Annotated in this window: 10 protein-coding genes; 3 read left to right on the top strand and 7 right to left on the bottom strand. The window is 69.8% G+C overall.

Translation table 11 applies throughout. The annotated features are described in order from the left end of the window. Window positions 1-9: 9 nt before the first annotated feature. From AB0B76_RS51735 to AB0B76_RS51720, 4 genes are read right to left on the bottom strand one after another with little or no spacing between them, the layout of a single operon-like run. A complete protein-coding gene (locus AB0B76_RS51735; protein WP_360391467.1) occupies window positions 10-987 on the bottom strand; it encodes a multicopper oxidase domain-containing protein in 978 nt (325 codons plus the stop codon). A gap of 29 nt (window positions 988-1,016) precedes the next feature. Then, complete coding sequence (locus AB0B76_RS51730) at window positions 1,017-3,029, bottom strand: multicopper oxidase domain-containing protein (protein ID WP_360391464.1); 2,013 nt, start codon at window positions 3,027-3,029, stop codon at window positions 1,017-1,019. A gap of 46 nt (window positions 3,030-3,075) precedes the next feature. Further along, complete coding sequence (locus tag AB0B76_RS51725) at window positions 3,076-4,389, bottom strand: multicopper oxidase domain-containing protein (protein WP_360391461.1); 1,314 nt, start codon at window positions 4,387-4,389, stop codon at window positions 3,076-3,078. 28 nt (window positions 4,390-4,417) lie between these two features. Next, window positions 4,418-9,781 carry a hypothetical protein gene (locus tag AB0B76_RS51720; RefSeq protein WP_360391459.1) on the bottom strand — a complete coding sequence of 1,788 codons (5,364 nt, stop codon included), beginning with the start codon at window positions 9,779-9,781 and terminating at the stop codon, window positions 4,418-4,420. A gap of 256 nt (window positions 9,782-10,037) precedes the next feature. On the opposite strand from AB0B76_RS51720, the gene AB0B76_RS51715 reads away from it, so the two are divergent. Continuing rightward, window positions 10,038-12,278 carry a S8 family serine peptidase gene (locus AB0B76_RS51715; protein WP_360391456.1) on the top strand — a complete coding sequence of 747 codons (2,241 nt, stop codon included), beginning with the start codon at window positions 10,038-10,040 and terminating at the stop codon, window positions 12,276-12,278. Here the strand turns inward: AB0B76_RS51715 and AB0B76_RS51710 are convergent. The 3 genes from AB0B76_RS51710 to AB0B76_RS51700 form a co-directional block, all read right to left on the bottom strand. Continuing rightward, the gene (locus tag AB0B76_RS51710; protein ID WP_360391454.1) at window positions 12,214-13,827 is read right to left on the bottom strand and encodes a copper resistance protein CopC; all 1,614 of its coding nucleotides are present in this window, start codon (window positions 13,825-13,827) and stop codon (window positions 12,214-12,216) included. The genes AB0B76_RS51715 and AB0B76_RS51710 overlap by 65 nt on opposite strands. Window positions 13,828-14,215: 388 nt before the next feature. After that, window positions 14,216-14,881, bottom strand: coding sequence for a response regulator transcription factor (locus tag AB0B76_RS51705; protein ID WP_360391451.1), 666 nt, complete (start codon window positions 14,879-14,881; stop codon window positions 14,216-14,218). A 339-nt stretch (window positions 14,882-15,220) separates the two neighbouring features. Continuing rightward, a complete protein-coding gene (locus tag AB0B76_RS51700) occupies window positions 15,221-16,609 on the bottom strand; it encodes a GAF domain-containing sensor histidine kinase (RefSeq protein WP_360391448.1) in 1,389 nt (462 codons plus the stop codon). Between the two features lie 221 nt (window positions 16,610-16,830). Here AB0B76_RS51700 and AB0B76_RS51695 point away from each other — a divergent pair, with 221 nt between their 5' ends. Next, window positions 16,831-18,054, top strand: coding sequence for an expansin EXLX1 family cellulose-binding protein (locus AB0B76_RS51695; protein WP_360391445.1), 1,224 nt, complete (start codon window positions 16,831-16,833; stop codon window positions 18,052-18,054). Between the two features lie 184 nt (window positions 18,055-18,238). Further along, the gene (locus AB0B76_RS51690) at window positions 18,239-21,283 is read left to right on the top strand and encodes an RICIN domain-containing protein (RefSeq protein ID WP_360391442.1); all 3,045 of its coding nucleotides are present in this window, start codon (window positions 18,239-18,241) and stop codon (window positions 21,281-21,283) included. The last annotated feature ends 238 nt before the right edge of the window (window positions 21,284-21,521 follow it).

The raw sequence follows: 21,521 nt of genomic DNA, 5'->3' as shown, positions 1-21,521 counted from the left end.
CGCCTCGCATCAGGGGTGAATGAAGGTCAGCATGCCGCCGCCCGTCGCCGGGGCCGGGCTTGGCCCGCTCTGCGGTCCGTTGGTGAGGTGCTGCTGCCGGTTGTACAGCGGGAAGCCGTGGATGCTCGGTGCCGTACCCGATGGAACGGTCGCGATCGCGTCGGCTGTGGCGCCGGCCGGGATCGTCTCCGCGTTGGCGTCGAACGGGTTGTTCAGCAGCCGCGCGTCCTGCGCAACGACCCGCTCGTGCATGCCGAGCAATGACATCGTCGTGTTGTCGTAGCCGGCGTTGGCATAGCGCAGCAGCACCCGCTGTCCGGGCGACGCCGTGATCTGCGTGGTGTCCGGGTAGGCCCGGCCGTTGATGAGCCAGTAGGTCGCCCGGTAGCTGTGCATGTCGAAGGTGTCGGGTGCGGCGTTGAAGCCCGGGTCGATGGCGCTGAGGATGAGCAGGGCCTCGACGTTGTACGCCGTAGTCGCGGTGTCGTATGCCTGGTTCGGCGTCGGCGGACGGACGATCAGCGCGCCGTACAGTCCCATGGCCGCTTGGCGTCCGGCGTCACCGCCGCTCCGGTAGAGATACGTCCCGGGCCTGGTGGCGTTGAAGGAACGCGTCACCGTCGCCCCGGCTGCGGCGTCGCTCGGACCGGCGGTGAAGTCCACGCCCGGTATCTCGAACGCGAGCGTGTGCCCGGCCGGCAACGCGTTCGTGACGCTGATCGTCACGGTGTCCCCCTCGTTCACGCTCAGGACAGGTCCCGGCGCGCCCGCCGTTGCGGTCGTGCAGTCACCCGGCGTCGCCGGCACGCCGAATCCCCAGACCGGGACGCTGACCGGGCCTGGCAACGTCAGCGTGCCGGCCTTGGCACACAGGTTGATGGACACCGATGCGGCCGAGGCGGTGGAGCTGCCGAGTCCGAGCCCGGCCACGGCCAGGACCAGTACAGTCAGCGCCCTGATCGCCTGGTTGAGTGCGGGTGCGCGCATCGCCAGTCTCTCCTTAGCCTTGCCGCTGGTCATGGCGCGTCATAAACGAGTGCCATGAGGTTGCCCCACGTCGAGAACGTGGCTGGGCCGGAGCCCGTCCAGCGCTGGGTGTGCACGAGGACACGGACCTGACCACTGTTCGCTCCGGTGCCGACGTAGGCGTCGGCTGAACCCGGCAACGTCCACGTCGAGCTCACGTCGGCCGAGCCGACGCTCTGCGGCTGCAGCGGCGGAGGCGGCAGCATCACCCACCCGTTCGACGTCGCGCTCGAGCAGCCCGCCGCGCCCGCGATCGTCCAGTCGCAGATCTTCACCGTCTGCTGTGGCAGGTTGCTGGCAATGGCCGTACAGGTGGCGGCCGTGGTGGTGCCGCAGTTCTCGCCCTTGTAGGTCACCTTGAGGTTCTGCGCGCCTGCCGGGAGGCCCGTGAAGCCCGCGAACCAGTCGGTTGCCAGAGCGGTGATGGTCGCGCCGCTCGCGTGGGCCGCCGCCGTGGTGCCGAGCTGCCCGCGGGCCACGGTCCAGGTGGTCGTGCCCTGCCCACCCGTGACCTGCAGCACCTCGTTGTCCACCCGGACGTAGTAGGGGCCGGATGCCGGGAAGCCGGCGGCGGAGGCGACCGCGACGGTGGTCTGCCCGGCGGTGGTTGCCGACGTCTGGGTGGTCGTCTTCGGGTTCACCATGAAGTACTTGGTGTCGTCTACGCCGAGGTCGGAGGCGGCTCCGCCCTTCAGCACGCCGCCCACGAGGGTGGTCGAGGTCGCTGAGGCGAAGCAGCCGCCGGGCGGGTCCACCCGCAGCAGGGTGGCCATGCCGCCGAACCCGACGTCGAAGTTGGCGAACTCGTTGAGGGCGTGGCTGTGCCACGGGAAGTACCACTCGCCGCAGATGTTCTGTGAAGTGACCCCAGTGGGCAGGGTGCCCTTGTAACCCAGGTACGGGCTACCGCCGTACCAGGTGTTGCTGTCCTTGAACAGCACGTTGCGGTAGTTCGGCGGGGCCACCGGCAGCTGGTTGGTGGTCGGGTTCCAGTTGTCCTGGTCGTCCCACCGCAGTAGGAAGTCCTGCGTCTGACCGGACGCGATCGTCTCCCCGAAGTGCTCGGTGGCGGCGGAGGCGCCGCTGGGGCTCAGCAGCAACCGGCCGTCCTGGGCGATCTGGGTCGTATGGTTGCCGTGCGGGTGGAAGGGGTGGTTCAGCGCGCCGGCATTGATCATCCGGATGAGCGCCGGCTGCGGGTTCGCCGCGGAGTTCGGCTGAATTCGCACGAGCGAGCCGTACGGCTGGTTCGGCAGCAACCCCGAGCCGTTGTCCTGGATGGTGTCGGGGAACTCCCGGCCGTTGACGGCGAAGTACCGCTCACGCCGACTGTTGACGTCGTAGGTGCCACCCGTCTCGACCGCGTGGTGCAGGTCCGGGTCGATCTCGCTGAGCAGCAGCAGGTACTCCCGGGCCGGGTCGAACTGCGTCGTCGTGCCGTAGGCGTAGTTGGCGCCGGTGCTCGGGCGGACGATCAGAGCGCCGTACAGCCCCATCTCAAGCTGCTTTGCAACGTCGGAGCCGCTCTCATAGAGGTACGTGCCGGGGCCGGCGGCCGTGAACGTGTACGTCACGGTCCCGCTTGTCGCCGCGGCCTCGGTCGTCAGCAGCCCGGCGGCGCCACCGGCGGCGCTCACCTGGGCGTCCTGGCCCGGGAACAGGATGGACGTCGGCTCGGTGAGGTTGTTGGTGAGGTGCACGACGACGGTCTCGCCCTGGGTTGCGCACAGCACCGGCCCGGGGCTCTGGAAATGACCGCTGTCCGGCGCGTCGGCGTTGGCGTAGCTCCACATGAAGACGCTGTTGCCGTCCGGCGTATCGATGTAGCCGGTCTTCGCCACCAGGTTGAACGTGCGGGTCGTGCCGGAGACGGTGCCCGGGGTGCAGACCATGCCGATCCTGGGCGCCCCCACGGGCAGCGCGTCGGCGCGTGCCGGAACCAGTAGAGCCGAGCCGGCGGCCAGAAGCACTACGGCCGCCAGCCGCCCAGTTCTCCGCCTCATCGTGGCCTCCCTGCCGCGGCGCGGGGTCGATGCTCGCTCGGCACGCTCAGGCATAGGTCTGCCCCACCACGGTCTGGGCCGGAAGCGGGCTCTGGTACACCCGGACCTCGGTCATCATCCCGCCGGCCCCTGGGCCGCCGTGGTTCGACAGCTTCCGGTAGTCCCGGTTCTTGAAGTAGTAGACGTTGTAGCTGCCGCGGGCGTCCGAGCCGGACGGGCGGGCCGCGTCGTACCCGGGCGCGTCGAAGAGCACGTCGCGCGCCTCGCCGGGCCCGAGGTAGAGAGTGTTGGTCCAGTACGACGTGTCCACCCCGCCGATGCCGCCGTTGCGCAGCAACGAGGCGTCCTGGCCGACGACGTGCATCGGGATCCCCGGCAGCTGCATGGCGTGCTGCTGATAGCCCAGGTTGGCCAGCCGCAGCAGGGCCCGGTCGCCCGGGTTGACCTGGATGAGCGCCGAGTTCGGCTGGGACGCGTCGGGGCCGCCGCCGTAGTTCGGGTTGGCGGTGACGATGCCCGATGTGGTGCCGTTGCCGTCGTTCGGCTGCACGGTCTGCGGGTAGCACCGGCCGTTGAGGGTGAAGAACTGCGGGTCGTAGTCCGTCATGATGAACTCTTGGATGTCCCGGTCCGCGTCGTGCTGCCGTTCCTCGATCTCGTTGAGCAGGATCGCGAAGTGGCGGTCGTAGCCCGTCGAACCGTCACCGTCGTTGTAGGCGAACGTCGTGAAGGTCTTGCCGCCGAATGTCTTGGCGGTGCCGTCCTGGCTCGGCCGCACCACCACGACGCCGGTCATGCCCATCTGGACGTGCTCGACGTCCTCGAAGTGGCAGTGGTACATGTAGGTGCCCTCGCGGTGCGGCCGGTAGAAGTACGTGAACTGCTTGCCGATGGGCACGGCCACCGACAGCTCGGGGACACCGTCGTTGAGCGGCGACGGGATGTCGAAGCCGTGCCAGTGGATCGTGTGCCCGTCGGTCAGGTCGGGCCGCTGGACAAGGCCGAGGTTGGTCAGCGTGATCCTGATGTCGTCTCCCTGCTTGAAGTCGAGCATCGGCGCGGTGTGCTGAGCGTGGCCCTTGTAGGCCGCTGACAGTTCGCTGATCGTCTTGGCGGGATCGACCTGGACGAAGCCGAAGATGTACACCGGTGCGGCCCGGTTCGGCATCGTGATGTACCCGTCGGTGGCGATCATCGAGAGCGTCGGAGGGGTGGCCGCCTCGACGCGTCCCGCGCCGAGGAAGCCTCGCCCACCCAGGTCCGAGCCGACCAGTCCACCGGCCGCGACGGTTCCCGCCGCGCCCCAGCCGACCGCTCTGAGGAAATCTCTGCGCGTCGAGCTTCGCGCCTTGGCGCTCACACTGGCCTCCTCAATGATCTTGCGCCGGTCACGGCAGAGTCACCGACAAACCAGGTATTTCGTCCGCGCCCAGATCCCACGGCGTGTTGGAACGGCTCGTTCGCGACATTGGACGGGTGTTCCCGTCGATGTCCCCGGGAGTCCCGACCGGTGCCGCGACCGCGGCCGCGCCGCACGCGGTGAGGTTCGCCGGGACCGGCGTGTTCGAACAGCGCACCCCGTTGTCGAGCGCCGGCGAGACGGGCAGGATGTGGTAGTTGCTGGTGAGCCCGACCGGCGGGTCGCCGCCGGTGATGGTGACCGCCGCCGTCTGCGGGTCGAGCCGCGACCCGGACACCGTGAGCTCCGCAGTCACCCCGATCGGGTTCAGGAACAGCGGGTCAGCGCTGATGTTGCCCTGGTTCGCCGGCGGGGCATGCAGCACGCCATTCGGACCGAGCACGGTGCTTCCGGCCGTCAGGTCGGAGTAGCGCGGGGTGAAGGTGTCCGCGTTGTTCGCGGTCCCGTGGACCTCGAAGTCGATGGCGCCATGCGAGACCAGCGTTGCGCCCGGGCCGGGCTGGCTCAGGGTGTACGCGGTGTTGGTCCAGAAGATGTTGTTGAACAGCGCCACCGGGTTGGAGAAGTCCGGGCGGGTGGCCGCGTTCGGGTACTGCGCCGCATAGCGCGGGTCGTTCTGCCACAGCGCCAGGTCGTTGGCCTCCGAGGCCAGGGCGGCCGAGTGCGGCTTGCCGTCCGAGGTCTCCGACGAACTGGTGGAGACGTTGTTGGCGATGGTGTTGTTGACGATAGCCACCTTGGACGAGTCGTCGAGCGCGATGGCTCCGCCGAGGTCGGCCGCCCCGTTGTCGGCGATGATGTTGTTACGGATGTTGACGGGCTGGTCGAGCGCGTCGAGCACGAAGATCGCGCCGCCGTCGTCGCCGCTGTAGTTTCCGGCCAGCACGTTGCGGTCGACATTGACGTTGCCGGAGCCGTCGCCGAGGCTGCCACCGCCGACGGGCAGCTGAGTCTGGATCGAGATCCCGGCGCCCGAGTCGACCGCGTCGTTGTAGTAGATCTGGTTGTCGTGGATGCTGCCACCGGGGCTCAGGCCCCAGTGGGAGATGCCGGCGCCGTACTCCACGCCGAAGTTCGAGCACACGATACTGTTCGCGACCTCGTAGGCGTTGGAGCCGTAGAAGATGCCGAGGCCGCCGGAGCGGGTCAGGCCGCCGTTGCCGATCAGGCGGTCGTTGGCCACCTTGACGTTGTAGTTGTGGGCGCCTACGTGGTTGCTGACGCCGGTGGCCGGGTTGGTGTCGCTGTACGGCGCTCCGATGCCGATGCCGCCGGCGAAGATGCCCGCGTTGTTCTCCAGCACGTTGTTGGTGATCTGGGTGTTGTTGGCGTATGCCTGCAGCTGGATGCCGCCCGCCCCCTCGCCCTGCCCGGTCATCAGCGCGAGGCCGTCGACGCGGGCCTGGGCGAAGGCGGAGGTGATGCCGGTGCCGAGGTCGTAGGCGCCGGTGGACTGGGCGAGCATGGTCAGGTCGGCGCCCCGCAGCACCGGGTGGCTGCCATCGACGCCGGCGTACGGCCCGTGGGCGGTCACCGTGGCATCGAAGGCCGGGGCGTTCTCGGCGAAGTAGCGGCCGTCGATGACCGAGCCGACCACATGGAAGCGTGGGTCCTCGGGGTCACGCGCCTGCAGTTCGTGGGCGCCGATGATCCCGCCCGCGCCGCGGCCCTGGATCTTCAGCGGCTTCCAGACGACCACGTTCTCGTTGTAGACACCGGGCGACAGCACGAGCAGGCTGCCGGCCACGGCGCCGTCGATCGCGTTCTGCAGGGCGTGAGCGTTGGTCCCGGTGATCGACGGCGGCGGCACGTTGACCACCGGCGGGTTGTAGGCGATCGTGTCCTGGCCGGTGCCGTTGGTGCCCATCACGTGCAGGGTGATCCCGTTGACGCTGGACACGCCGCCGTTGACGTTCGCCGTGGTGATCGTGAGCTGTTTCGGACCCGGCCGGAAGGTCGAGGACAGCGCGGGCACGTTCAGCACAATGGTGTCCGGCGTGGTCGCGTTTCCGGGTGTCCAGCTGACGATGCCGCCGTTGCCCCGGGTCAGCGTCTGGACCTGGCCGTTACGATCGTCGGTCAGGGTCGCCCGCACACCGGTGGCGTCGGTGGCGGTGCCGGTGGTACCGATGAAATCGCCCTGGATCGTTACCTGCCGGCTGCCGCTCGCCGGCACTACCGGGGTCGAGACCTGCAGCGCCTCGGGGCGCGCCGGGACGGCCGGGTCCTCGCAGCCGGTGCCGGAGATCGGGTCGAGCGGCGTGTCGAGCTGGTCGGTCAGGCCCGGCCAGACGTCCCAGGCCGACGTGGCGGTCAGCAGGTTGGGGTTGTAACCGGGGTTGGGAGCGGCCTTCGTGCCCGGGTCGTCCACCTTGACCAGGTACATGCCCGGGCAGGGTCCCTGCGGGATCGGGCAGTTGAACGTCTCGGTCGACGGCAGCAGCGCCTCGTATGTGCCTTCCGGGGTGGTCCACACCGTGGTGAGCAGGCGCCAGTTGTCGGGACTGAACGGGGCGTTGACATTCGGTACCGTGTCCACGCGGGCGTAGATCCCGACCGGGATGCCGCCGATCGGCCGCGGCTCGCCGTACCACATCGACTTCGGGTCGCGTTCGAAGTAGATGTCGTTGGAGACCAGGCCGATGATCCGGCCGGGCTCCGCGACGTCGCCGGCCCTGGTGTCGGTGGCGTTGGTGCCGTTGGGGTCGGTGTTGAAGTTCGTCATCAGGTGGAAGTCGGCGTTGGCGTTGTTCTGGCCGCCGGCGGTGGTGTTCAGCACCACCTGTCGCTTGTCGCAGAGGGGCGCGTGCGCGCCGGCAGCACCGAAGTAGTTGCTGCGCTGCACCAGCGTCGACTGGTCGATGACGTGGTCGTCCCCGGCGCACGGCGGCGGAGGGATGGCGGGCGTGAACGTGTTGCCGAGGTCGACGTTGACGTCCTCCTCCTTGACCGGACGGTACAGGCATCCCTGCCCGCCGCCGGGGATGGCGCCCTTCGCGGAGCTGACGTTCTTGTAGCCGGAGGTGTTCGCCGGGTTGCAGTCGCGTGTGTCGGTCGTGTCTTTCGGCATGACCACGTGCGTGATGTAGGTCCCGGCGACGAGCGCCACCGGGTCCGTTCCACCGGTGCACGTCCCGTCGTCCGTGGCGAGGTCGTAGCCGTTCGGGCAGTAGTCGGCGAAGGCGTAGCCGCCGTCGAACGCACCGTCCTTGGTCTGCTCCCCCACGATCGGCGTCTCCAGGCAGTTCGGCCCGACCTGGGGGTTGAGCGTGGTGATGGGCGCGCCCGTACGGTCGGTCACCGCGCATCCCTGCGGTGGGTTCTGGGTGGCGTTCGGGTGCTGCCAGTGGTCGGTCACGTACTTGTTCACGATGACGTCATCGGCGGTGTTCGGCACCCCGTCGAAGCCGGCAGTCTCCAGGTACACCGTGACATCGGGGATGGCCGGCTCGTAGTCCTCGTGCGCCTGGAACCGCGCGTCGAACTCGTTGCGCGTCGTCGCGAAGTAGGTGATGCCGACGATCTGGCCCAGCGTTCCGGTGGGATAGTCGTGCTTGCCGAAGTCGACGGTGGCGCGGTGGCCCTCGGTCACCAGCTGGTTGCTCAGCAGGCCGCCACCCTGGTCGGTCGGAACGCACGGATTGGCCGGAACGGCGGGCGGAACAACCGCGCAGGACGGCGTCACCGCGCCGGTGTGCTCGTCATGTACCGACGGGCCGGGGTAGGCCGAGAAACGGGCGAAGCCCTGCTCATTGATGATCCACTTTCCGAGCGGGCCGCCCTCGGCGGTCGGGTACTCGTAATGCCCGGCGGCGTTGGTGAAGGTGCTCTCCTTGATCGAACCGTCCCGCCACCGCTGGTCCATGTCGGTGTTGGCCAGGACCGGCTCGCCGGGATCCATCTTCCCGTTGTTGTTCAGGTCCTTGTAGACGGTGCCGTCCAGCCAGCCGAACCAGCGCGACACGCCCACGCCGACCTCGCCGTTGGGATCCGCGTCGCGGACCTCGACGCTCTGGCCGGCGGCCACGGTGACCGGCAGGGTGCGCATGATGTAACTGAGCTGCTCGTCCCAGATGGCCATGTTGTACGTGCCGGCCGGGACGTGCTGGATGTCGAAGTTGCCCTGCTCGTCGCCCCGACCGATGAAGACGGTGCGATCGGTCGTGCTGTCGCTCAGCGCGACGAGCGGGTTCGCCACGGGCTCGCCCAGGGTGAGCACGTCGAACGGCGGCCAGCCCTGCCAGTTGCGGGCCGTACCGGTGATCTCGCCCGTTCCCGTGCCGGCGAACGGCGTCGGCGCGCAGACGAAGCCGAACCAGTACGCGGTGCGGTTGGTCGGCGGCTCCCACAACTGCTCGCCGGGTGCGCCCGTACCGTCGCTGCCTTCCTCGACACCGGCCTGCAGCTGCAGGCCACCGTCGATGGTCGTGGTCTGGTACCACTGGCTGCCGGGGTCGCTGTTGCAGGGCCCCTCCGGCGGATGCACGTCGATGAAGTACGTTGCCGGTCCGAGGTTGTTGATGGTGACCAGCCCGTCGGCGGCTGTCAGGCACTGACCGCCGCACAGCGGGTTGTTGTTGTAGTCGACCGATACCTCGCTGTGGGTCTGCTCCTCCAGGCCGACTCTGAACCCCTGCAACGCGTTCTCTTCGGTGTCCGGGGCGCCGTTGGTCCAGGCGTTGTCCTGGAACACGAAGACCCGGATCTTGCCCAGCGGCAGCGGGTGGGCGTCGCTCTGCTCGGTGAGCTCGATCAGCGCGTTGAGGCTGCCGTCAGCCGCGGCGTCGTCGGGCAGGGTGATGTGCTTGCCCCACATCTTGTGATCCGGCGCACGGACCGAGATCAGGTACCGTCCGGGCGGCAGATTGACGGTCGCACGCCCCTCGTTGCCTTCGCGCACGATCGGGCTGTTGCTCTCGGTCGTCACGTACTTCGGGAACGGGTCCTTGGGCTGGCGTGTCGCAGGGTCGACAAAGCGCGTGTTGTCGACGTTGATGATGTAGTTGAAGTGTGGCAGTGCGGCGTGCGACGCGAAGTCGCGCGCGTTCACCGTGACCGCGCAGCCGGCGGCCGGGCATGAGGTGGCCGCTTGTGCCTGGGGCACGCGCACGCCGAGGACCACGAGGGGCGGGAGCAGACCGCCGACGAGGACGAGGACCGTCGTGCGGACGGAGACGCTGCGGCGGATGCTGTCGAGTCGCAGCTTGGCCGGAAGGTCGAGCCGTCCGGGCAGCGGATGCAGAAGGCGCAGCCGGCGCCGTCCCGCAGTCCACGCTGCCCGTGCCGTGCGCAGCGCATCCATGATCGTGTGGCTCGACCGGTCCTTGCGCATCGGCTCCACCCTTTCCACACACGATGCCTTGGCAGGTGCGCCCTGCATCAGGGGGAGTATTCGACCGGAAGGGTCTCCGCGCAGCCGTTCATGACAGGTCTGTCATGTGTGTGTCATGGTGCGGTCATCTTCGCGGCGGACCGGCTGGCGACGGCGGATGACGGCCACATGACAGTCACATGACGGCCCCGTCATCTAGCTGGATCCCGCGACGCGTTCGTCCTACGTTGCGGCCACCCACTGGAGGGTGTGTCTGATGAAGCGTGCAATCGTCGTCGCCGTCGCGCTCGCGATGATTCTGGTCAACAGTTCGGGGACGGCCTTTGCCGCGCGGCCGCGGCAGCTCGTGCAGGCGGTCGTGGTACTCACGGCGCAGGTCGACCCGAGCACCATCAAAGCCCCGAACCGCCGGCAGCGCAGCGCCGCCCTGGAACGGGCACTGCGCGCCACGGCGGGCACCGCGCAGGAGGGCGTCCTCGCGCTGCTGCGCAAACGCCAGGCGCAGGGACTCGTCACCACGGCCGATCCATTGTGGATCTTCAATGGCATAAGCGTGACGGCGGCCCCGTCTGTCATCCGGGAACTGGCCGCCCGTGCCGACGTCCGCAGGATCGATCCCGACCTCACCATCCAGGCACCCGCGATGCCCGGTCCGACGGCCACGACCGCGCCCGGCCCGGCGACCCCCGAGTCCAACGTCACGCTGGTCAACGCTCCGGCGCTGTGGAACCTCGGCTTCCGCGGCCAGGGGGTCGTGGTGGCGAACATGGACACCGGGGTCGACGGCACCCATCCCGACCTGGCCGGCCGCTGGCGGGGCGGCAGCAACAGCTGGTACGACCCATACGGTCAGCACCCGACGGTGCCCACCGACGTCAACGGCCACGGCACCGCAACGATGGGCGTCATGGTCGGCGGCGACGCCGGGGGTACCTCGATCGGCATCGCGCCGGACGCCCGGTGGATCGCCGTGAAGGTGTTCAACGACCGCGGCAGCGCCACCTCGACCGCCATTCACCGCGGCTTCCAGTGGCTGCTGGACCCCGATGGCAACCCGGACACCGCCGACGCGGCCGATGTGGTCAACGATTCATGGACGCTGTCCGCCGGCGGCTGCAACCTCGACTTCCAGCCCGACCTGGCCATGCTGCGCGCAGCCGGGATCCTGCCGGTGTTCTCCGCCGGCAACTACGGCCCCGCCACGGGCACGGTGTTCAGCCCGGCCAACAACCCGGACGCGTTCGCGGTCGGCGCCACCGACAACACGGACGTCATCGACCCGTCGAGCAGCCGCGGGCCGTCGGCGTGCGGCCAGCCGACCGTGCCGCGCGCGGTCGCGCCCGGCGTCAACGTGCGCACCACCGACCTCTACGGCCTGTACACCACGGCATCCGGCACGTCGCTGGCCGCGCCGCACGTCGCCGGGGCGCTGGCTCTTTTGCTGGGCGCGTTTCCGGACCTTCCCGCCGACCGGCAGGCCGCCGCGCTGGAGGGCGGCGCGGTGGACCTCGGCCCGAGCGGCCCGGACAACGCCTATGGCTTCGGCCGGCTGGACGCCTTGGCCGCATACCGATGGCTGAGCACGGTGCCCGACTTCACGATGTCGGCATCCCCCTCGACGGCGACGACGACGGCCGGCGGAACCGCCACGTACACCGTTTCCGTCGCGGGTGTGAACGGCTTCACCGGTGCCGTCGCACTGAGCCTGGCCGGGCTCTCCGCGGCGCAGGCGAGCTGGAGCTTCACCCCGCCGGTCGTCTACGGTGGCAGCGGCAGCAGCCGGCTCGACGTGACCACGACGGCCGGCCTCGCACCGGGTTCGTACCTGCTCACGCTGACCGGCACGAACGGCTCGACCATCCGCCGGGTGTATGCCACCCTCGTGGTCCCGGCGCCGGGCTTCACCGTGGCCGCCACCCCCGCTTCCAGGTCAGTGCCGGCCGGCGATACCACCACGTACACCGTGGCGGTCGGCAGCCTCAACGGCTTCACCGGCAACGTCGCGCTGTCCCTCGCCGGTCTGCCGGGCGCCGTGGGCTCGTCGGCGTTCAGCCCGGCGTCCATCGCCGGCGCGGGCAGTTCCCAGCTGACCATCACGACGCTGGCGACGGCGCCGCCGGGCACCTATTCGGTCGCGGTCACCGGCACGAGCGGTTCGGTCAGTCACACCGCCACGGTCACGCTCACCGTCACCCCGCGGGACTTCACGCTCAGCGCGAGCCCGTCCACCGTCGAGGTCAGGCGCGGCCAGACCGCCACGTACACCGTGTCCGTCGAGTCTGTGGGTGGCTTCGCCGGCAGCGTGTCGTTGTCGGCAACGGGTCTGCCGACCGGCGCGTCCGCGACCTTCAGCCCGAACCCGGTCGGTCCACCGGGTAGCTCGACGCTGCAGGTGCGTACCACGTCATCGACCCCACGTGCCACCTTCACCATCAGCGTGACCGGGACCGCCGGAGCATTGGTACACCAGGTCCCAGTAACCTTGACGGTCCGTTGACGGTTCCCGCGCTCGCCCGGGCGGCGACGACCAGCACCAGCACGGCCAGGACGTCCAGCAGCGGCGCGAGCGGCCGGCCAGGCCGCGGACCGGCGGCGGGCAGTTGCAGCGGTACCCGCAGCAGCTCGCCGGCGCGCATCAGCTCCACGCTGACCGGACCACCGGCGAATCCGGCTCCCACGAATCCGACGCCGACGAACCGGTCGCCGTCAACGGGCCGCAGCGCCACCGCCCGGCCGGCGACCCGCAGTGTGACCGCGTCGACCGGCGCCGGCGGGGGACGCCGGCTGCTGGTGACGGTCACGTCGAACGCGGCGGTGCCCGAGCCGGCCGGGGTCACCGACACGGCTGCCAGCAGATCCCTGGCCGAAGCCGTCGCCGTGGTGGTGGCCGCAACGCGCTGGGCGGCCGGCGGCGGGGTGAGCCCGAGCACCCCGGCGAGCAGCAGCACGACCGTCAGGCCGGCCGACGTCTCCCGGCCGATCGGCCGCCGCAGCCGAAGCGCGAGCGCAACCACGGCCAGCGTCAGCGTCCACTTGAGCAGGACCAGCTGGCCGTACCGGGTGCCGAACAGCTCGCCGGCCACGGTCATCTGCAGCCCCGCCTGGATCAGTCCGCTCGCCACGACCAGCCCGAAACTGACGGCCGTCAGGCGCACGAGCGAGGTCGTCAGCCCGGGCAGCGCCCGGGTTCCAGCGGCGCCGGCCACCCAGCCGAGCGCGAGCGCGACGCCCAGCCAGAGCGTGCCGGCAAGGATGTGCGCCGTCGCGACGGCGACCGCGAACCCGCGCGGGTCCGCTGGGCCGGACGCATGGGTCGCGAGCGCGAGGCACGTTCCGGCGACGAGTGCGGCGCCGGTGACGCCGGCCCACCATCGGCGACGGCCGTCCCGGCGCAGCTTTCGGGCGAGCAGCAGGAGGGCGACGAAGGCCGCTTCGACGCCGATCCAGCGCCATCCCCACGCGGTTGCGGCAACGAGTCGCCAGAGCCCGGCGGTCGCGCGCAGGCGCTCGTCGTTGAGCCGCACCAGGCCGAACAGCGCCCCGGCGGCGGCGCATCGGGCGGCGAGGGTCAGGCCCCGCCGGTACACGGACGCCAGCCGCGGGTCGGCGGCGGGTTTTGGCCGTACCACCGCGGCGAGGACGATGCCGCCGAGCGTTCCGGCGAGCAGGGCGAGAGCTACCCACCGAGCCATCAGGCCCTCCGGCGTGACCGCGCCGGCCTGCGCGGCCGTGTCGACGCTGAAGACGAGCTGCCCGCTCGCCGGATGGGCGTCGGCGGCGGTACGGGCCTGCCACAGGACAGTGTAGGTGCCGTCTCCCAGCGGCGGCAGCGCCAGCCGCAGCTCCCGGCCCACGACCCGCACCACCACCCCGGCCACGGCAGCAGCGTGCGCATCGAAGACCTGCGCGGTGCACGCCGGCGCGGCGAGTTCCTCCTCGAACCGGAGCGTCACCGCACTCGGCGCCCGCGGCAGCACTGCCCCGGGTTGCGGGTCGGAGCCGATCAGGACGGCATGCGCGGCCGCCGGGCGGCCGAGCACGAGCACCGCCAGCAGTCCCAGAACGCTGCCCCACGCTAGGCGCCTACCTGGCCACGACCGGTTCCACCTGCGCACTGGTCGACCTCCCAGCGGCACCCGTCAAGGAGGTGCCACCGAGCGGACCATAGGTCGGGTTTGATCGCCGCGGGAAAGTTCATGACAGGTCGGTCATGTTTTTGTCACGGAGCCGTCATCCGTTGAGCGTTTCGAGCCGTCACCAGCCGATGCGTGATCCGCGACAGCTTGTCCAACTCGTCGAGGACGAGCCGCGTCCTCGGCGACACGCGGCCCGCTCATACGCCGCGCATCAGCCGGGCGACGCCCGCTGGCGCAGGTGCACGTGCCAGACCATCACGCCCAGACGAGCAGCAGGCGCCGGCCGTGCCGCGAGCCGTCAGCCGGCCAGTAGTCGGTAGCCGACACTGCGCACCGTCTCCACTCGCGCCGCGGCGCCGAGCTTGCCGCGCAGCCGGCGGACGCAGACGTCGACGACGTTGCTGCCCGGGTCGAACGACAGGTGCCACACGTCGGCCAGCAGCTCCGACCGGCTGCACGCCCGCCCGGCTCGCTGCATCAGGTGCCGCAGCAGGAGGAACTCGCGCATCGACAGGTCGACCTGCCGCCCCGCGGCCAGCACCCGGCGTTGACGCACGTCGAGCCTGAGGGCCCCGACGACGAGCCACTGGGCTTCGGCGTGGTTCGGCTCGCGCATGTGGGCGCGGACCCTCGCCATCAACTCGGCGAGGACGAACGGCTTCGACACGAAGTCGACGGCTCCGGCATCGAGGCAGGCCACCCGCAGGCCGATCTCCATGATCGCGGAGACCACGATCACGCGTTGACCCGGACGTTCCTCCACGACCCGGCTCAGGACTTCCGTGCCGTCCAGCCCGGGCAGCATCAGGTCCAGCAGCAGAAGATCAAACTGCCGGCCGAGTGCGATCGTGAGCGCATCCGGGCCGGTGTACGCAAGGTCGACCGCGTGGCCCTCGGTCTCCAGCGCTCGCGAGACGAGGCGTGCGATCCTCCTGTCGTCCTCCACGACCAGGACGCGTCCCACCGAGAACCTCCGTCAGCGACATGAATTCTCCCGTGATCGGACTATTCACGCGGACCGTATCCACAATCCGTGATCAAACAAATACTCCCGTCCCGGGTTGTGGCCATTTTCGGCCGAACGGCCAAGCCGTTCCTCCACTCGGCCGACCTCCCCGGGTGGACCAGGCCAGACGTGGCCGGTCCCGCGCGGGACGCCCGCGACGCAACCCTTGGTCACGGTCGCCATCTCGGCCTGATGGAGAACCTCTGGTCGACGCTGAAGATCGAACTCGTCTACCGCACCAACTGGCGAACCCGCAACGAGGCTCGCCGTGCGGCGCAGACCCGGTATCGGTATACGTCAGGCGAGGCGGGCCAGATCGACGGGCAGCTCGGCCTGCAGGGAGGTGCCTCTCCCGGGTGGGCTGGAGATCGTGAACGATCCCCCAAGCGCATCGACGCGATCGAGCAGGCCGAGGAGGCCGGAGCCGCACGCTGGGTCAGCGCCGCCGATGCCGTCGTCCCGGACGATGAGGTGGAACCGGCCGGCTCGGATCGCCGCGTCGACGCTGACGTGTGAGGCGTGTGCGTGCTTGGCGGCGTTGGTCACTGCCTCCGCGACGATGTGGTAGGCGGCCACCTCGACCGGCTCTGGGAGCCGGCCCTCGAGCCGCGTGTCGAGCTCGACCGGGATGTTGCAACGCCGGGCGAGTCCCCTGAGCGCCGGGCGCAGGCCCCGGTCGGACAGCATCGTCGGGTGGATGCCGCGTGAGATCTCCCGCAGGTCGTCCAGCACGCCGTTGAGCCCGCCCGCCACCGTGGCCAGCCTGCGACGCAGCTCGGGGGTCTCACCGGGGATGCTCGCCGCGACGTCGCCGGCCTCGATGGCGAGCGCGATGAGGTGCTGCTGAATGCCGTCGTGCAGATTGCGTTCGATCTGCCTGCGGGCCTGGTCCGCCGCGACCACCACCCGGGCCCGGGAGGCCGCGAGGTCGGCGCGGGTCTGGGTGTTGGCGATGGCGGTGGCGATCAGGTCGGTGTAGTCGGCCAGCTGCACCTCGGAGTCCAGGGCCAGCGGCGGTCCCTGTGTCACGGTGGCGATCACGGCGCCCCAGAGGCGGCCGTCGACGACGATCGGGGCGCCGGCCGCACTGCGGACAGCGTGCTGGCGCAGGTGGGCGGCGAGCGGGCCGGGGACGTCGGCGTAGCCGTCCATCCGGGCCGTCCGGCCGGTGCGGAACACCTGGGCCGAGACGCTGCGACCCTCCAACGAGAACCGCGCGCCGACCGGCATGCCGATGCTGGACGCACCCCAGGCCGCGACCACGGTCGCCGTGCCGTCGTGCTCGTAGCGGACGATGTGCGCGCCGTCGGTGCGGATGAGCCAGCCCAGTTCCGTGGCGACGGCGTCCAGGACCTCAGCCGGTGCCGCGCCGCGAGCGACGCAGGTGGCGATGCGCCGCAGCGCGGCCTGCGCCTTGCCGAACCGCACGAGTTCCTCGACGTTGTGCCGGACCGAGCCACCCATCATCCTGCGCGGGCGGGGGGGCTTGCCGGCCTCGCCAACCTCCGCCCTGAGTCGGCTGCCCGGCTCGCTGTGCGCGAGCTGGCCAACCACGCCGGTAGCCCGCCGGACGGGCCAGACGATGGCCCGCTTCAGGTATACGACGACGAACGCGTTGATGATGAGCAAGCCGGCGACGGCTGTGACGGTCGCCGTGATCGCCCAGCGGTCGGTTGCGGCGGTCATGAGGATGACCATGAACGTGAGTACGCCGAAGCCCACGACTGCGGTTCCAAAGGCGATGGCACGACCCGAAGGCACCTGCACAGATGGTTGATATCCGGTTTAAATGAACATAATACCCCAATGGCCAGCTGAGCCAGCGTCACGAACTGCCGCCTGGGGCGTAGCCCAATAGGTCCATCCGCGACACCAGGCCGGCGGCCATGCGGAGCGGAGGCCCCGTCATGCAGGCACGCCTGGCGACGTGCGACGGTGTCGCCGGGGTCTGCGGCTGGTGCGCCCAATGCAAGGTCGCCGACGTCTACGGCGCGTCCACCGCCGACGGCGCTTCCGTGGTGCAGTGGACCGACAAAGGTCTGGCTCTCGGAGGCCGAGATCGCCGAGGCGTACCGGGCGCGATTCGCCGGCCGGCGACCACCGCGCCGGCCCCGCCGACGAGCGCAGCGCCGGCAGCGACCGCGGCTGGCCGGCGACCGGCGCCGAGATTTCTCGGTGTGGCGAGCAACCTTTTCCGGTCTTCCGGACCACTGAGGATCATCGGGTCGACTGGCATCGGCAAGGAGAGTACCGACATGCCGCCTCTGCATCCGCGCCGCCGATGGCGCTTCGCGTTCGTGAGCGCCGTGTCGGCGGCTGTCCTGGCGGCGGTTGCCGGCTGCGGTGAGCCGTCCCGCGACGGGCATGCCGCGGCCACGCCCGTCGCGGGCGTCCAGGTGAGCGCTTCGCCCAGGTCGGAGTCCCCGAGCGGGGCGGCGCCCCCGAGCGCCACCACCGCGGCGGCACGGCCGTCGGCCACGGGCGCCGGGTCGCCGAAGCCGGGCGCGACGATGCTGGCGGGACGGATCCGGCCCAACGTCACGTACCACGGAAAAGCCACCTTCTACGATGCCGCGGACGGCGACGGCGCATGCCTGTTCGGCCCGGCCGGTGACCTCATGATCGGGGCGATGAACGAGACCGACTACGAGTCGTCCAAGGCGTGCGGGGCGTACGTGCAGGTGCGCGCGGCCAACGGAGCCTCGATCACGATCCGGATCACCAACCTGTGCCCGCTCCCCTGCGCACCCGGGCAGATCGACCTGGCCCCACAGGCGTTCGCCAAACTCGCCGACCCCAAGCTCGGCGAGATACCGATCACGTGGAAGTTGTTGAGCCCCGCCACCTCCGATCCGATCTCGATCCGGTACAAGGTCGGGTCCACGCAATGGTGGTGCGGGATCCAGGTGGTCAACCACCGCAATCCGGTAGCGCTGCTCGAGATCCGCAGCGGCAACGGCTGGCGCCAACTGACCCGCGCCAACTACAACTACTTCCTCTCCCCCCACGGCGACGGATGTGGCGGCGCGATCAGGATCACCGATATCTACGGGGAACAGCTGACCATCAACGGGATTGCGCTGTCAGCGGGCGTCGCGCAGCCGACGCGGGTCCAATTCGCCCAGCACTGAAAAGCAGTTCGTGCTCGTCCGGTCTGATCGCACCTCGATCAAGCCGAGGCCATCAAGCCCGGCCCGCCGTGCCGGCTGACCCGAACCGCCTTGCCCATGGATTGCGCAGATCGCAATTGTTAGCGCTCACACCCCTGGCCGCCGGCGCACCGCCGCGCCGCGGCCCACGCGGAAAGGAACCGCAATGCATGAATCTCTGCCGCCGCCGCGGCATCGACGCGCGACCCGCGCTGCACTGGCCGCCGCGGCGGCCACCCTGGCCGTCGCCGGCTCCGCCGTCGCACTGCGGCCTGCCGCGGCATCGACGAGCACGGACATCAACGGTGTCACCGCGGGAAACGGGGCGATCAGCTCCGTCGACCTGAGCGGCACGTGGAGCTTCACCCCGGCCGGCCGGGCGACGACGTCGATCACGGTGCCGGGAGGCGGCTGGTACAAGCAGGGCTTCACCGACGTGAACGAGGCGACGTATTCACGCACCATCACGGTGCCCGACACGGGTCAGGCCCAGTCGGCGTGGATCGAGTTCGGCGCGGTGAACCACCAGGCGACACTCTCGGTGGACGGCAATGTGGTCGCCACGCAGACCACCTCGTTCACGCCACAGAACTTCGATATCAGCGCCTTCGCCGCCCCCGGCACGACCCACACGATCAGCGTGACCGTGAAGGGCCGGTACGCGTTGAAAAACCCGTCGAACAATCGGGTACTCGTTCCCGACGCCGCCGACTGGTCCGAGGCGATCCCGCAGGGCATCTACCGTTCGGCGTTCCTGCGTGTGTATCCGGCCGTGTATGTCAGCGACACGTTCGTGCGCACGTCGGTGGCGAACCAGAATCTCACCTATGACGTGACCGTGACGAACACCTCGGCCAACAGCCGGACCGTGACGCTGAGCGGGTCGCTCGGCTCCGATACCGGCGCTTCGTTCAGCTACCCGGCGCTGCCCAGCCGGACGGTCACCGTGGCCGCCCACTCGACCACCAAGGTCACCGTCGGTCCGATCGCGTGGAACCTCGGATCCGCCTCGTACTGGTGGCCGAACGTGCCATACCGGTCCGGATATCGCGCCCAGTTGCACCGTCTGGCGGTGCACGCGTCGACCGACAACGGCGGCGCTAGCGACGCCACGTACCGGTTCGGGTTCCGGGAGACCACCCAGAACGGCGAGTACTACAACCTCAACGGCGTCCGCGTGAACTTCCGCGGTGACAGCCTGCAGGGTGCGGATTACGACCGGGTCGACAACGGCGGCAAGGGCGACGCATACGACACGCTGCCCGGCTTCCTGCCGCCGTCGGCGGGTGACGGCGGCTGGCCGCAGGCGGTGGACAACTACCAGCGGCTCAACTACAACGTGGTGCGCATCCACCAGGAGCCGGCCAGCCCGTACATGCTCGACGTGGCCGACGAGATGGGCCTGATGATCATCGACGAGACCGCCATCCGCGGCACCTGCAGCTGCCAGGACTTCGTCGCCGGGCACGACAACATGGTCAACCACGCCCGGGCCCTGACCCTGCGTGACCGCAACCACCCCGCGATCATCCGCTGGAGCCAGAGCAACGAGACAGACATCAGCACCCTCGACTCCGAGCAGTTTGGGATGGACCTGTACGCCGCGATGAACGGCAACGACGGCACCCGGCCGATCAGCATCGACACCGCCTGGAACACCAACCCGTACCCCAACATGCTCAACGGCAACTTCGCCGTCTTCTCGCACTACATTGACGGCCTCGGCAAGTACGGCGAGGCGCGCACCTCCTTGGCCGGCCGGCCCGACGGTGAGGGCGAGTACATCTGGAACAAGTCCAACACCACGCAGGGCTTCGAGTGGTTCGCCACCGCGACGGCGGCCAAGCGCGGCAAGGACGCCAGCGACCTGCGCCCCTATACCCTGCTGTCGGGCTGGGCCGGCTTCGTGCCCGGCGTGCGGACCACCGACTTCACCCCGGAAGAGGGTGGCCACCCCGTCTACGGCGCGGACAACCTGACCGATCCCTGGAGCAACCCGCAGATCCAGCGCATCCAGGCCGCATTCAACCCGGTCGCCGCGATCGACCTGCCGTACTGGTCGGCCTCCGGTGTCTCGGACGCCGGCGGCGCCTTCCCGCTGCCGCAGGCCGTCGACAACTACGCCTTCAACACCAGCGTCACCCGCAACATCACCGTCTTCAACGACGACCTCAGCGGCACCGGCGTCGGCCTCAACTGGACCGCCCGGCTCGACAGCCCCACCGGCGCCGTCATCGCGTCCGGCAACCCCACGCTGAACATCCCGCTCGGTTCACGGGTCACCACACCGGTCACGTTCACCACCCCGTCCAGCGGCACGCGGGTGTACCTGGTCCTGTCGACCACCAAGGGCGGCGCCACGACGTTCACCGACACGATCGAGTACTTCACCCTCGGCTCAGCCTCGTCAACCAACATCGACGACGCCGGCACGAGCGTGGCGTACGCCGGCAGTTGGGGTCACGCCTCCGGCGAGTCCGGCCCCTACGCTGGCACCAACTCCTACAGTGACGTCGCGGGCAACACGGCTACGCTGAGCTTCGTCGGTACCGGCGTCACGCTGCACGGCATAACCGCGCCGAGCCACGGCATCATCGGCGTCTCGGTGGACGGCGGCGCCGAGACACTGATCGACGAGTACTCGACGGCGCGCACCGGCGACGTCGCGGTGTGGACCAGCCCCCGGCTCACCTCCGGCACACACACGATCCGCGTGCGCGTCACCGGCACCCAACGGGCCGCAGCGACGCACAACTGGGGCACCATCGACCGATTCGAGATCGCGACCGGACCGGTAGCGGGCACGAACTACCGCATCGTCAACCGCAACAGCGGCAAGGCACTCGCCGTGGCCAGCGGGTCGCCCGCGGACGGCGCGTTGGTCGTCCAGCAAGCAGGTGGCGGCGCTTGGACCATCAACGCCACCCCCGGCGGCGCGTACACGCTCAGCTACGTCGCTACCGGCAAGGTGCTCGACGTCAACGGCGGGAGCACCACCCTCGGGCTGCAACTGCAACAATGGACCGCCAACAGCGGCACCAACCAACAGTGGTACCTGCGACCCACCAGCGACGGCTACTTCACCATCGTCAGCCACGACAGCGGGCTGGCGGCCGACGATTTCAACTGGGACACCAGTGAGAACGCCAAGGTCGTGCAGTACACCGCCAACAGCGGCGCCAACCAGCAATGGCAGCTGGTGCCCGCCTGATCCGGCACGCCACACGCGGCGGCTGAGCGCCGCACCCGGGCGACAAAGCGGCGGGTGTTCCCACAGGGAACACCCGCCGCGCGTTTCCGTAGCACGTTGATCGACTTCAGAAGTGGCCGTCCACCTCGGCCCGGTTGCCGCCTGCGGTGGCAGTTGCGTGGTAGGTGTCCCGGCTCGGATCCCGGCCGCCCACGGCATGGCCGTACTGCACGGCGAAGACGTACGAACCCGGCGCGAG

This window comes from Dactylosporangium sp. NPDC049140, from assembly GCF_040648435.1.
The sequence above is the reverse complement of the archived record's forward strand: the minus strand, read 5'-3'. Positions and strand labels throughout refer to the sequence as shown.